The following is a 14,126-nucleotide window of genomic DNA, read 5'->3' on the forward strand; positions in this document are numbered from 1 at the left end:
TCAGAAATATTGAGAACGATCACAGAAGAAGAACTGAAGACCATCCAATTGGTGAACAAACAGCAAAACAAGCTTGAAATTCTCAATTATGGAGCGGCCATTCTTAGTTTTATAATTAAGGATAAAAAGGGAAAACCCACCAATGTGATAGTTTCTCCCAAAGCCACTGAATTTGTAAAGCCGGTTTATAAAAGCCATAATAAATGTTTTGGGGCATCTGTAGGGCGTTATGCCGGCCGGATCTCCGGCGGAAAATTTAAATTGGATGACCAAACCTATGAGCTTCAACAAAAAGACGGAGTTCATCTTCACGGCGGAGATTATGGGTTTCCTTATAAAATTTGGAAAATAGAAGAACAGACATCCGGAGAAAACCCATCGGTTAAACTTTCTTACCTCAGTGAAGATGGGGAAGAGGGCTACCCCGGAAATTTAAAGGCAACAGTAAAATACACCCTCACCGAGGAAAATGAAATTTTAATTGAATACACCGCCTCCAGCGATAAGAAAACAGTAGTTAACCTTACAAATCATGCTTATTTTAACCTTAATGGGGAAGGTAGTGTGAGTGATCATTTTCTTCAAATTTCAGCAAAAAAGATTCTAAAGGTGGACGATCAAATGTTGCCAACAGGAGATCTGGTAAAACTTAAAAATCAACCAAAAGATTTTAGCCAGAGCAAACTTATTGGAAATCGCCCGTTAGACGATAGTTTTGTACTTATTAATGACAAAGATGAAAATGCGGCAGTGCTGTTTGCTCCACTAACCGGAATAAAAATGGAAATCAAGACCAATCAGCCAGCCTTGGTGGCTTATGTCCCTGAAGAATTACCGAATGATCTGGAGTATAAAACCCTGATTTCAGAGAAGTATCCCTCTATTTGTCTGGAAGCGGAAAATTTCCCCGATTCTCCTAATTTCAGAAATTTTCCATCCAGCATACTTAAACCCGGAGACTTATACTATAACCGGATTTCCCTGAACTTTAAGGTAGTTTCCTGATATATAATAATAACCGTATTTATTACTGTTATTAAATATTAAATTTTATATTTAACAAAAATTTCACAAGCTTTCTGGGGCATTAAAAGCTATACATAATAATAGAATAAGGTATGGAGTTTGGATTTTTAGATCAGGTGGTTTTTGTTGTTTATGCATTAAGCATCGTTGCGATTGGATTGTGGGTTTCCCGGGGGAAGGGAAGCACTTCTGAAGATTATTTTCTGGCAGGTAAATCGCTCCCCTGGTGGGCTATTGGAGCCTCGTTGATAGCTGCAAATATCTCTGCAGAACAATTCATAGGAATGTCGGGCTCTGGTTTTGCTATAGGCCTCGCCATCGCTTCCTATGAATGGATGGCGGCTTTAACCTTGCTCATTGTAGGTAAATTTTTCCTGCCAATTTTCATAAAGAAAGGGTTGTATACTATCCCCGAATTTGTGGAGGTCCGTTACGGTACAAGTCTCAAAACCATTCTTGCCGTATTTTGGATTGCGCTCTTTATTTTTGTTAATCTTACCTCGGTACTATACCTGGGAGCTACTGCGCTGGATACCATTATTGGAGATGGCGATGGTTCCATTTTCCTTTATTCAATTTTCGGACTTGCTCTTTTTGCTGCAGCTTACTCTCTCTATGGAGGGCTGTCGGCGGTAGCCTGGACCGATGTTGTCCAGGTTATTCTACTAATAATTGGTGGTTTGATAATGACTTATATAGCTCTGGATAATGTTACTGATGGGGGCGGAGTAATAAATGGAATGGTTTCTATTTATGAACAGGTTCCAGACAAGTTTTCGATGATCCTCGAAAAAGGCGAGATTATCACGCCCAATGGAAAAGATGCTTGGTGGGACCTTCCGGGTCTGGCCGTACTTATTGGTGGGATGTGGGTAGCCAACCTTTATTACTGGGGTTTTAACCAGTATATAATTCAAAGAACCCTGGCGGCAAAAAGCTTAAGGGAATCTCAGAAAGGTATTGTTCTGGCTGCTTTTCTAAAGCTGGTTATACCTCTTATAGTTGTAATACCCGGTATTATCGCTTTTGTAATGAATACCGGACCAAACGGAGAGATCTCTTCTGCATTTACCGACATTTCTTTCTTTTCAGGGAATGGAAATGTAATTAACGATAATGCAGCTCCCTGGTTGATCAAGGAATTTATTCCGGCAGGACTTAAAGGCCTCGTTTTGGCTGCCCTTGCTGCGGCCATCGTATCTTCTGTAGCTTCTATGCTTAACTCTACGGCAACCATTTTTACAATGGATATATATAAGCCCTATTTCCAAAAAAGAAAATCTGAAAAAGGTCTTGTTAAAGTTGGTCGTATCTCTGCTTCTGTTGCCCTTATTATCGCGGTAATACTGGCGCCCCAATTAAAGAATCTTGGGCAAGTATTCCAATACATTCAGGAATATACCGGAGTTGTGAGTCCGGGAATTCTGGCAGTATTTATGCTGGGACTCTTCTGGAGAAAAACTACGAATAAGGCTGCCATTTATGGAGTACTGGCATCCATCCCAATTGCATTTTACTTCAAAATAGGACCGAACGGATGGATTGATAGTCCGTTCTTTCTTAATATTCCATTTATGCATCAAATGATGGCGACCTGGATTCTTACCATGGCACTAATGGTCGTAATAAGCCTGGTGGAAGGCAAGGGTAAAAACCATGAGAAATCTATTCCTTTAACCAAAGACTTATTTAAAACTGGTCCGGCTTTCAATATTGGAAGTTTTGCCGTGCTGCTTATCGTGGTAATGCTTTACGCCTTATTCTGGTAAAAACCTTTTAAATTTACCGGAAGGAGTAATGTTCATCCGGTAATTCTCTTAATCTTTGTGCAGCTTGTTCCGCTGTGATATCGCGCTGCGGACCTGCAAACATTTCATAGCCTACCATGAACTTCTTAACCGTTGCCGAGCGTAACAGGGGCGGATAAAAACTCATATGAAAATGCCATTCGGGGTGTTCCAGGCCATCGGTGGGGGCCTGGTGTATCCCCGAAGAGTAAGGAAAAGAAGTCTCAAAAAGGTTATCGTATTTAATGGTAAGCTTCTTTATTATTTTGGCAAAATCTACTTCCTCTTCTTCGTTTAACTGCCCGATGTGCTGATAATGGTTTTTCGGAATTATCATGGCCTCAAAGGGCCAAACGGCCCAGTATGGTACCAGTGCAACAAAATGTTCCGTTTCCTCAAGGATTCTTTCCTTTAATTTCAACTCCTGTTTCAGGTAGTCTGAAAGCAGGCTGCGTTTATTTTCTAACCAATATTTTTTAAGATGTTCAGATTTTTTCTGAACTTCTGTCGGAATAGATTTCTGAGACCAGATCTGCCCGTGAGGATGTGGGTTGCTGCACCCCATTATATCCCCTTTATTTTCGAATATCTGTACGTAGTTTATGTTTTGCTTTGCCCCTAGATTAGCATATTCTTTTTTCCACAGTTTTACGACTTCAGTAATATCTTCAATTTTCATTATTGGAAGGGTGAGGGAGTGATCTGGTGAAAAACACACCACCTTACAGATGCCGCTTTCAGGTTCGGCTTTTAGAAGATCTTGTTCAAAGGCTTCCGAAGGATTTTTCGGCAAAAGTGCCGGGAAGTCATTTTCAAAAGAAAAAGGCTTTTTGTATTCAGGATTGGTTTTTCCGCTATTACGTGTATTACCAGGACACAGGTAACATGTAGGATCGTAGGTTTCCCTTTTTTCGGTGGTTTGTTTCTCGGTTTTCCCCTGCCAGGGTCGTTTGTTCCGGTGTGGAGAAACCAGGATCCATTCCCCGGTGAGTATATTATATCTTCTGTGTGGAGTGGTATTGATATCTGTGTTCATGATCTTAGTTTTTGTAGATAATGGTACCTGCATCGGCTTCAACGATAATTGGTTCCGGGTGTATCCCGAATTCTTTGAAATAGGCTTTGTCAGCTTCCTGAATAAAATCATCAATTTTATCGACTTCGATAAGATTGATGGTGCATCCACCAAAGCCACCGCCCATCATCCGGGCACCGTGAATAAAATTCTTATCACGGGAAAGATCTACGAGGAAATCCAATTCGGAACAGCTTACTTCATACCTATGTTGGAGCCCATCGTGAGAGGCACACATCAATTCGCCAAATTTTTCGAGATCACCTCTTTTTATCGCTTCAGCAGCTTTTAGAACCCTGATGTTCTCTTCGATCACATAACTGCATCGCTCATAGATTTTGCCTGGTAATTTATCTCTGTGGCTTTCAAGCAATTGTTCATCTACGTCACGCAGACTTTTTACCTGCGGATTATCCTCAGCGATAATTCTTATACCTTCTTCGCATTCCTGCCTTCGGGTGTTGTATTCGCTATCGGCCAGGCTGTGGGAAACTCTGGTATTCAGCAGTAAAATTTTACAATTCTTGAAATCAGCCGGGATATATTCAGCATCGAGGCTTTCGCAATCAAGAAGAATTAAATGATCTTTTTTGCTCATCACCGAGGCATACTGATCCATAATCCCGCAATTGGAACCAACGAAATTATGTTCCGCACGTTGAGCGAGTTCAATGATGTCAATTTTGCTAAGCTGAAGATCAAAAAGTTCATTCAATCCACTGGCCAGGCCGCATTCTAAAGCTGCTGATGAACTTATTCCTGCTCCAATGGGTAATTCACTCTTTAAAACACAATCGAAGCCGCTGAGCTGTTTTCCTAATTTCTGTATTTCATTGACCACACCAAGAATATAATTTTCCCAGGCATTTTCGCTTTTTTCAATCTTTTCCAAACTAAATTCAAAAGAAGAATTATAGGTTTCACTATAAAGTCGGCAAAGGGATACTGGATCGTTTTTACGGAGTTTAAAATAGATCTTTTTGTCTATTGCCGTAGGCATCACAAAACCATTATTATAATCGGTATGTTCCCCAATAAGATTTATGCGTCCGGGAGATTCTATTTCAATCTGGCCCGAAAAATCTTTATAATTTTTAAAACTGAATTCGCTGTTCAATACTTAAAACTTTAGATGAGTTCAAAGGTAATAAATGTATAATTTACATTAATCCACTTATGAAGAAAATTTTCTTTTGCATATATTTATCAAAAATAAAATAGATGCCTGAAACTATTATCGATTTCTATCAGCCCAGTGAAAAAATGTATGTGGCCACAGATTGTTTGATCTTCGGTTTTGATGAGGGACAACTAAAGTTACTGGTTTTTAAACGAAGAGTTGAACCCAGAAAAGGAGAATGGTCTTTAATAGGCAGTTTTGTTAATTTGGATGAGGATGTGGAGGAAGCTGCTAAAAGAGTTCTTGCTGAAATAACCGGCCTGGAGAATGTTTATATGGAGCAATTAGGTGCCTATGGAGCTGCCGAAAGGGATCCCGGATATAGAACTATTTCAATTGTTCAATATGCTTTGATAAGGATAAACGACTATGACAAAAAGTTGGTGGAAAGTCATGGAGCTCATTGGTTCGATATAAACGAGGTGCCCGGGCTTGTTTTAGACCATGATAAGATGTTGGCTGATGGTCTTGAGAAATTACGAAGAAAGGCCCGCTATCAACCTATTGGTTTTGAGCTTTTACCCGAGAAATTCACCATTCCCCAGTTGCAGAAACTTTATGAGGTAATCTACCAGAAGGAGCTGGATGGAAGAAATTTCCGAAAAAAACTTCTTTCCCTGAATGTGCTTATAAAACTTGATGAAAAAGACAAGTCAAACTCCCGTCGGGGAGCATTCCTTTATAAGTTCGATCACAAAAACTATCAGCAATTACTAAAATCGGGATATAACTTCGAAATAGCCTGATAAGTATCGCTGAATGTTAAATCTAAAAGTTATGTTAAAAAATTAAGAGTAAATTTTTTGTTTTTAGTAATATAATTGTAAGATTTACATTTATAGAAATTCTGAAAAAGAAAAGAGTTATGGGTGATAAATATTCAAGGCGTGATGCCCTTAAAACCTTGGTGATTGGTTCAGGAGCGCTTAGCATTGGGGGGGTGGTTTCATCCTTTGCAGCCATTAATTTTATCGACAAGCACCAGGCTGATAAAAATAGCAGGAATATTAATCATTCTGTGTGCCGTTGGTGTTTTGCAGATATTCCTTTAGATAAATTCGCCCAGCAATGTGCAGCTATGGGGATAGGCGCTATAGATCTTTTAAAACCTTCGGAATGGGATACCGTGGAAAAACACGGCCTTGTTTGTTCTATGGCTACCGATGATTTTGCGGATATAGAAAATGGATTTAATGAGACTGAGAATCACGAAGTACTTCAGAAGAATTATAAGGGACTTATTGATAAAGCTTCAGAACACAATATCAAAAATGTTATTGTGTTCTCCGGAAACCGCCGGGGAATGGATGAGAAATCCGGGATAAAAAATTGCGTAACTGGTCTCAGACCACTCCTTGAATATGCCGAAAACAGAAATGTTAACCTGGTAATGGAACTTCTTAACAGCAAGGTGGATCATCCTGATTATATGTGCGACAACACTGAATGGGGAGTTGCGCTGGCCGAAGAACTCGATGCGCCTAACTTTAAACTGCTATACGACATCTACCATATGCAGGTGATGGAAGGCGATATAATCGCTACTATTAAAAAGCATCACAAGCATATTAACCATTATCACACTGCCGGTGTTCCCGGTCGAAATGAGATCAATGATAGCCAGGAACTTAATTATTCGGCAATTATGCGAGCAATTGTGGAAACAGGCTTTGACGGCTATGTCGCCCAGGAATTCATTCCAACCTACGATAATAAAATGGCGGCTTTGCAGGAAGCTATAAAAATTTGTGATGTCTAAAACCCTAAGTTAAATGTTTTTAAGATTACTTGTAATTTGTTTGGCTGTTTTTGTTTCAGACATCGCTTTTTCCCAGGAAAAGGGAGATGTTTACGTAGATGATAACGGACTTATGCACTGGAGCGATAACGGGGAAGAGGTTAGAGGCTTTGGAGTAAATTATTCGGCACCTTTTGCTCACGGATATCGTTCGGCGCAAAAACTAGGTGCAGATCTAAAGGATGTTATAGACCAGGATGTATATCATTTTTCACGGCTTGGCTTTGATCTTTATCGCATCCACGTTTGGGACACGGAAATTAGTGATGAAGAGGGTAATTTGCTGGAAAATGAACACTTGGAAATTTTCGACTATCTTCTAAAACAATTAAAAGATCGGGGGATAAATTTTGTGATTACTCCCATTGCATATTGGGGGAACGGTTGGCCTGAACCCGATGAAAATACTCCAGGCTTTTCTAATAAATATGGAAAAGCTGGAAGCCTAACCAATCCTGATGCTATAAAGGCCCAGGAAAATTACCTGGCGCAGTTTTTAAACCATGTGAATCCTTATACCGGAGTTGCTTATAAAGATGAGTCCAATATTATTGCTTTTGAAGTTAGTAATGAACCACACCACAGAGGCGAACCGGAGGAGGTGACAGCCTTTATTCAGAAAATGGTAGATGCAATGCGCAGTACCGGTACAGGAAAGCCGATTTTTTACAATGTTAGCCACAGTATCAACCTGGCTGAAGCCTATTTTGATGCCGATATTCAAGGGGGAACCTTTCAGTGGTACCCGACCGGGCTGGGCTTTCAGAAGGAACTGGAAGGCAATTTACTGCCAAATGTGAATGATTATCATATTCCATTTGATGACGTGATAGCCAAAAATAAGGCGGCTAAACTGGTTTATGAATTCGATGCGGCCGATGTGAATAAATCCTACATCTATCCCGCGATGGCCCGTAGTTTCAGGGAAGCCGGAATCCAGATAGGGACTCACTTTGCCTACGATCCTACTTACCTGGCTCACGGGAATACGGAGTACAATACGCATTATATGAATTTGGCTTATACACCACAAAAAGCCCTTGCCTTGATGATTTCAGGGGAAGTATTTCGCCAGGTTCCTGTAAACAGCGATTTTGGTACTTATCCCGAAAATCTCAAATTTCAGGATTTTGAGGTCAGTTATGAGGATGATCTGGCGGTTTTAAATTCCGAAGAAAAATTTATCTATACCAATAGTAATTCCCTTTCGCCAAAATCTGGAGATGATATTAAGCTCATTGCCGGTTTTGGAAATTCAGAACTGGTAAAATACGAAGGAAAAGGTGCTTATTTCCTGAATAAATTACAGGACGGGGTTTGGCGGTTAGAGGTTATGCCCGATGCTATTTTGATAGATAATCCGTTTGGAGCTAATAGCCTGGAAAAAACCGTTGCCGTCATCAACTGGAACGAATGGGAAATGAGCCTGGATTTGCCAGGACTTGCAGATGGCTACAGTATTGAGGCTTTAAATGAAGGCAATGATTTTAAACCTGAAGTTTCAGAGGAGAGTTTTAAAATTAAACCCGGAACCTATCTTCTGAAAGCTCCGGGAGTGAATTTCGATAAAACTTCAGCAGATCTAGAAAATTTCAGCCTGGATGAATTTAGTGCGCCGGAGTCTACTGTGGAAAGAACCTATGTGATTCACGAGCCGGTTAGGGAAATCTCTTCAGCTTTAGAATTACAAATTTCCGCAGAGATTGTTTCTAATAAAAAGATCGAAAAAGTAGAAGCCTGGTTGCAAAACGGCAATACTTACGAAAGTATTGAATTGAAAAATAGAAAGGACTACACATATTCAGCTGAGGTTCCGGAAAACCTGCTGGCTCAGGGTTTTCTGGAATATCGAATAATTGTAACAACCGATTCGGGAGATTTTACTTTCCCGGGAAATGTAGTAGGCAATCCCGGGGATTGGGATTTTCATGCTGCTGAAGAATATAAAGTGAGGGTAGTGCCGGAGGATTCTCCAATAGTTCTTTTTTATGCGATGGAAGACGAAGATTATGTAGTAGGAGAGTGGTTGCCGACACTAAATTTGGTGCCAACAGCCAACCCGAATGAAGCCGAATATCAGGTAAATGTAGAGGAATTATTCAGAAAAGACATTGAAAATCCCGAAGCATCTCCAATTTATGATTATTCCTTTAAGTATAATTTCAACAGAAAAACTCAGGGGCGAAGAGCTGAATTTTCCGAAAAAGACAAACTTATTGTGAAAGCCAGAGCTTTAAATGAGAAACCCACAAAACTACAGGTTGCCTTATTGATGAAAAACGGAGCTGCTTTTGGGACGATTCTCAGCCTGAACCCTGAAACCCAAGAATATGAAATCTCCCTGAAAGACTTAAAACCGGTAAAAACCGTTACGCTACCAAGACCTTACCCTACATTTTTGCCCTATTATTTTGAGCATAATAATTCAGATGATTTTAATATTGAGGAAGTTGAAAGCCTTCAGTTTTCTATCGGGCCCGGCCTGGATGAAGAAGAACAATTGGAAAAGCACGGGGTGGGAATTATCCGCGTTCTGATGAAATAATTAATTTAATCTTCCCCAAAACAAAAAGGTCTTTCAGAATTACTGAAAGACCTTTTTTAATCTAATCTTACAAGAGTTTGCTATCCACATTTGGAAGAACCGCAGTCCTGACAGGTAAGGCAGCCTTCCTGGTACATAAGATTAGATGATCCGCAATTGCTGCATTTTTGTTTTTGAGCGAGGGTGCCATCGGCAACATATCGCTTAAGGGCCCGGGCTACACCGTTTTTCCAGGTGTTTATAGACTCGCTGTCTAATTGCAGACTATTGATGAGGTCTACCACTTTTTCTATAGACATACCGTGGCGCAGGGTACTTGAAATAAGTTTTGCGTAATTCCAATATTCAGGATTAAATTTATGAGATAATCCTTCTATGGTTGTTTTGTAACCGCGTTTGTTCTCATATTGGAAGTCATACCTCGAAGTCCCATCTTCATTTCTGTTCTTGATGATGAGTCCGTCGTTTACCCAACGTGGGATAAGAATTCCATCTTCATCATCAGAAAATCCGGTGAAGATCTCGTAAGGTCTATCGTCTATTAATCCTATAAAGGCGATCCATTTATCCTTGTTATTCTGGAACCTAACAACATCAGCGGTAAGAACTTCCGGCCTGGTGGTTGGGAAAGGGGAATGACTTGCTGTTTCTTGCTCTTCTTTTTTATCTTCATTCGATAGAAGAACTCCGCTTCGGGAGCCATCGCGATATACGGTTACTCCTTTACAGCCGGCTTGCCAGGCTTCAAGATAAAGTTGACCTACCAATTCTTCGGTAGCATCGTTTGGAAGGTTAATGGTTACACTAATGGAGTGATCTACCCATTTTTGAACCGCTCCCTGCATACGCACTTTGCTCAACCAGTCTACATCGTTGGAAGTGGCCTGGTAATATGGAGATGCTTTAACAAGTTCATCAAGTTCAACCTGAGTGTAAGAACGGTCTATGTCGTGGCCTTTAATTTTCATCCATTCCTTGAAGCGGTGATGGAAAACAACATATTCTTCCCAGGAATCACCAACTTCATCTACAAAGTCAATTCTACTGTCTTTATCGTTTGGATTAACCTTTCTTCTACGTTTGTAAACAGGCAGGAATACCGGTTCGATTCCAGAAGTAGTCTGGGTCATTAAGCTTGTAGTTCCGGTGGGAGCGATGGTAAGTAAGGCGATATTTCTTCGGCCGTACTCCTGCATTTCATAATATAGTTTTTCATCGGCATCTTTAAGTCGAAGGACGAATGGGTTGTTCTTCTCTCTTTCTGAGTCGAAAATTCCGAAAGCACCACGCTCTTTTGCTGCATAAACCGATGCGCGATATGCTTCAAGAGCGATGGTTTTATGGATCTCTGTTGAGAAATCTATGCCTTTATCGCTTCCGTATTTAATGCCAAGAGCGGCCAGCATATCACCTTCAGCAGTGATACCTATCCCGGTTCTTCTTCCTTCTTTAGCTTTCTTCTGAATATTTATCCATAGGTTACGCTCAACACCTTTTATCTCAAGCCCTTCAGGGTCGGCGTCTATTTTTTCTATGATCTTGTCTATTTTTTCCAGCTCAAGATCGATAATGTCATCCATAATTCGCTGAGCTGCTGCGATATGTTTTTTGAAAAGATCGAAATTGAAACTAGCCTTATCGGTAAAGGGATTCTCTACGTAAGAGTAAAGGTTGATCGCTAAAAGCCTGCAGGAATCATAGGGACAAAGCGGAATTTCCCCACAAGGATTTGTTGATACTGTTTTGTAACCTAGATCGGCATAACAATCCGGCACCGATTCGTTTATAATGGTATCCCAGAAAAGAATTCCCGGCTCGGCCGATTTCCACGCATTATGAATAATTTTTTTCCAGAGTTTATTAGCTTCAATTTCCCTGGTGATCTTTGGATTTTCACTGAATATTGGATATTTCTGAACGTAATTTTTGTTATCCTTTACCGCACGCATAAATTCATCATCTATACGCACAGAAACGTTGGCACCTGTAACTTTGCCCTGCTCCATTTTAGCGTTGATGAAATCTTCAGAATCAGGGTGATTAATAGAAACTGAAAGCATAAGTGCACCGCGTCTTCCATCCTGAGCCACCTCACGAGTAGAATTGGAATAGCGCTCCATAAAAGGAACAATTCCGGTAGAGGTAAGGGCCGAATTCTTTACAGCAGAACCCTTAGGGCGTATATGAGAAAGGTCATGGCCAACACCACCGCGGCGTTTCATAAGCTGTACCTGCTCCTGATCTATTTTCATAACCCCACCGTAGGAATCTGAATTCCCATCGTTCCCAATCACAAAACAGTTTGAAAGAGAGGCGATCTGGTAAGGATTTCCAATACCGGCCATCGGACTTCCCTGCGGAACGATATATTTGAAGTCTTTGATCAGGTCAAAAACCTCGTTTTCGCTCATCGGATTTGGATAACGTTTTTCGATTCGGGCAATCTCTTTTGCGATGCGGCGATGCATATCGTTTGGAGTAAGCTCATAAATATTCCCTTCAGAATCTTTCAGGGCATATTTGTTTACCCATACCCGGGCAGCTAAGTCATCTCCTTTAAAATACTCCAGGGAAGCCTTGAAGGCTTCGTCCTGATCGTAAGTTTTTGGAGGGGCGGTAGTTGTTGGCGCGCTCATACTCTATTTAAATTTTTCAGGTTAGTAATCCAGTTCTTGAGAAACTGTTTTGTAAATATAGAGAAAGATAAACAACAATTTGCATCATGAAAATAAAAAGTTATCAAAAATTAATTGTTAATAAGCTGAAAATCAGAAATATAATAATTTATCAACAGCAAAAAGTTTACAAATTTTGAAAAAAATGTAAATTAAATTTGGTAAGGGATAAGCTGCTGAATTTGAAGCAAAAAAGAGGCCGGCTAAAAATTAAGCCGGCCTTCTTTGAATTAACACCTATGAAAATTCAAAATAGATTCTTATTTTGAAACAGACCAGATGGCATATCCATTTGCAGGAGCTTCCAAACTAGCTGTTCCGTTTTCATCGGAGGTAGGGATGTATGTTGAGTTACCACTGTAATCTAAAAGGGTAACATTTTTCCAATTTGTTTGAACGTTTCGGCGTTTGGTATTCTCGCCGGTGCTAATATATATAATTAATCCGGGGTTTTCATTATTCCCGTTTCTTTTCATAATATATTCATCTTTATCTACATGGAGAATTTCAATGTCACCTACGGCCAAACTGTTATGAATCTCAATTAACTGCTGGATCTCGGCTTGAAAATTTTCATTTTCATAATCTGAATAGAAAATAGTGGGATATCCGGGATGCGTTAAAATAAAAGCATAAGCCTTCATTTTATTTTCTACGGAAATATTATTATCCTCATTATCGTCTTTTTCGGTATCATGATTTGCCGTAAAGGTTACTGCTTTATCAGGATGGGTTTTCCATAACATGTCTCTTTCCAAAAAAGTAAGATCGTCATGACGGTCAAAAGCTTCATCGAGTTTGTAAAAAGTTGCAAAATCGAAAGCCCCGCTTCCCGTTTCTTCTACATAATTGGCAAGATTTGATGCATTTCCATCCCAAAGCTCGGCTACAGAAAATCCGCCAACTTCGTCTAACCAGGCCTTAACCACCCAGGGTTCAAAACCGGCTACATAATCGAATCTCCAACCATCGAAGCCCATCTCATTCATATAATATTTAGCAACCGAATTCTCCTTTTTCCATAACCAATCCTGTACATACTCCTGGTTGTGATCAAGGTTTGTTTCTTCGTAGAACAAACTACCGTCATCATAGGGACTGGTACTGTTTGGATAGAAATTCTCATAATTTCTGTTAAACCATCCTGAAGCATTCCCGTTTTCTTCATTGAAAAGGGTCCAGGTATCCTTATCCCGGTACGGGTTATATTCTTTTCCTCCTCCTGAATTATGGTTTATCACAATATCGGCGATAACCTCAAGTCCCAGGTTATGAGACTTTTCGATAAGAGCTTCCAACTCAGTTCGTGTTCCAAACCTTGTTGGTGTGGTTTGTTGCTGATAATATTCCCCAAAGTCGAAATAATCTGAAGGATCGTAACCCATCGAATAACCACCCGATTGTCCTTTGGTAGCTACCGGAAACCATAAACGGTCTATTCCTGCATCTGCCCAACCTTCAACTTTATCTGAAAGTGTGGTCCACCATTCGTGGCGCGGTTCAACGTCCCAGTAAAAAGTTTGCATCATTACTTTTTGCCCGCTTGAGTAATTTCTCAGCTCCAGTAATTCCGGCTCATTTGGTTCCACGGGAATCTCTCCCGAATTATCATCACCGGGATCCACTATTTCATCATCATCTTTGGAACAGGAGCTGAAACTCAAAACGAGTCCCAAAAACACCGGGAGTATTAATTTTATTTTTTTCATCTTTTTAGAATTAAAAAAGAGGCCGTCTAAAAAGTAATTTTTGGGCGGTTTTTTTCTTTTGTGTTATTTGATCTGTAGGCTCTGGTCAGTTTTTCCTATTTTTTTAAGAATGAAAAATAGAAGTAGTATCTTTTCTCTTAGGCTATACTAAACTTCTTTAGGTTATGGGCCATTGCTATAAGCCCCATTTCGGTAGTTATTTTATCCATTCCCCGAAGCATAAACCTTTTGAAGCCCATATTTTGCTTAATATTCCCAAAAACGGCCTCTACATCCCAGCACCTTCGCTTACGATGGGCAATTCCTTCTTCACTGAGTAGCAGGCGCTTTG

The 14,126-nt window shown here is 40.2% G+C and carries 10 protein-coding genes; 5 read left to right on the forward strand and 5 right to left on the reverse strand.

Annotation, left to right across the window (positions count from 1 at the left end):
• Positions 1 to 9 precede the first annotated feature (9 nt).
• Together BM266_RS15225 and BM266_RS15230 are read left to right on the forward strand one after the other, a co-directional pair.
• Complete coding sequence (locus BM266_RS15225; protein WP_093411216.1) at positions 10 to 1,005, forward strand: aldose epimerase family protein; 996 nt, start codon at positions 10 to 12, stop codon at positions 1,003 to 1,005.
• 113 nt (positions 1,006 to 1,118) lie between these two features.
• Positions 1,119 to 2,795: a sodium/sugar symporter gene (locus BM266_RS15230; RefSeq protein WP_093411218.1), complete on the forward strand. Its 1,677-nt coding sequence runs from the start codon at positions 1,119 to 1,121 to the stop codon at positions 2,793 to 2,795.
• Between the two features lie 13 nt (positions 2,796 to 2,808).
• Here the strand turns inward: BM266_RS15230 and BM266_RS15235 are convergent, their stop codons facing one another.
• Positions 2,809 to 3,849, reverse strand: coding sequence for a UDP-glucose--hexose-1-phosphate uridylyltransferase (locus BM266_RS15235; RefSeq protein ID WP_093411220.1), 1,041 nt, complete (start codon positions 3,847 to 3,849; stop codon positions 2,809 to 2,811).
• 4 nt (positions 3,850 to 3,853) lie between these two features.
• Positions 3,854 to 5,005: a galactokinase gene (gene galK, locus BM266_RS15240; RefSeq protein WP_093411221.1), complete on the reverse strand. Its 1,152-nt coding sequence runs from the start codon at positions 5,003 to 5,005 to the stop codon at positions 3,854 to 3,856.
• A gap of 104 nt (positions 5,006 to 5,109) precedes the next feature.
• On the opposite strand from galK, the gene BM266_RS15245 reads away from it, so the two are divergent.
• From BM266_RS15245 to BM266_RS15255, 3 genes are all read left to right on the forward strand, one after another.
• Complete coding sequence (locus BM266_RS15245) at positions 5,110 to 5,814, forward strand: NUDIX hydrolase (protein WP_093411223.1); 705 nt, start codon at positions 5,110 to 5,112, stop codon at positions 5,812 to 5,814.
• 119 nt (positions 5,815 to 5,933) lie between these two features.
• Positions 5,934 to 6,827 (forward strand): hydroxypyruvate isomerase family protein, encoded by an 894-nt coding sequence (locus BM266_RS15250; RefSeq protein ID WP_093411225.1) that lies wholly within the window; start codon positions 5,934 to 5,936, stop codon positions 6,825 to 6,827.
• Positions 6,828 to 6,840: 13 nt separating this feature from the next.
• Positions 6,841 to 9,411 carry a cellulase family glycosylhydrolase gene (locus BM266_RS15255; RefSeq protein ID WP_093411227.1) on the forward strand — a complete coding sequence of 857 codons (2,571 nt, stop codon included), beginning with the start codon at positions 6,841 to 6,843 and terminating at the stop codon, positions 9,409 to 9,411.
• Positions 9,412 to 9,491: 80 nt separating this feature from the next.
• Here BM266_RS15255 and BM266_RS15260 read toward each other — a convergent pair whose 3' ends face one another.
• The 3 genes from BM266_RS15260 to BM266_RS15270 all read right to left on the reverse strand — a co-directional run.
• The gene (locus BM266_RS15260; RefSeq protein WP_093411229.1) at positions 9,492 to 12,047 is read right to left on the reverse strand and encodes an adenosylcobalamin-dependent ribonucleoside-diphosphate reductase; all 2,556 of its coding nucleotides are present in this window, start codon (positions 12,045 to 12,047) and stop codon (positions 9,492 to 9,494) included.
• A 299-nt stretch (positions 12,048 to 12,346) separates the two neighbouring features.
• A complete protein-coding gene (locus tag BM266_RS15265) occupies positions 12,347 to 13,795 on the reverse strand; it encodes an alpha-amylase (protein WP_093411231.1) in 1,449 nt (482 codons plus the stop codon).
• A gap of 137 nt (positions 13,796 to 13,932) precedes the next feature.
• Positions 13,933 to 14,126: transposase (locus tag BM266_RS15270; protein WP_139220669.1), on the reverse strand; the 194-nt coding region annotated here is incomplete at its 5' end.

Source organism: Salegentibacter flavus (assembly GCF_900115145.1).
GTDB classification, from domain to species: Bacteria; Bacteroidota; Bacteroidia; order Flavobacteriales; family Flavobacteriaceae; genus Salegentibacter; species Salegentibacter flavus.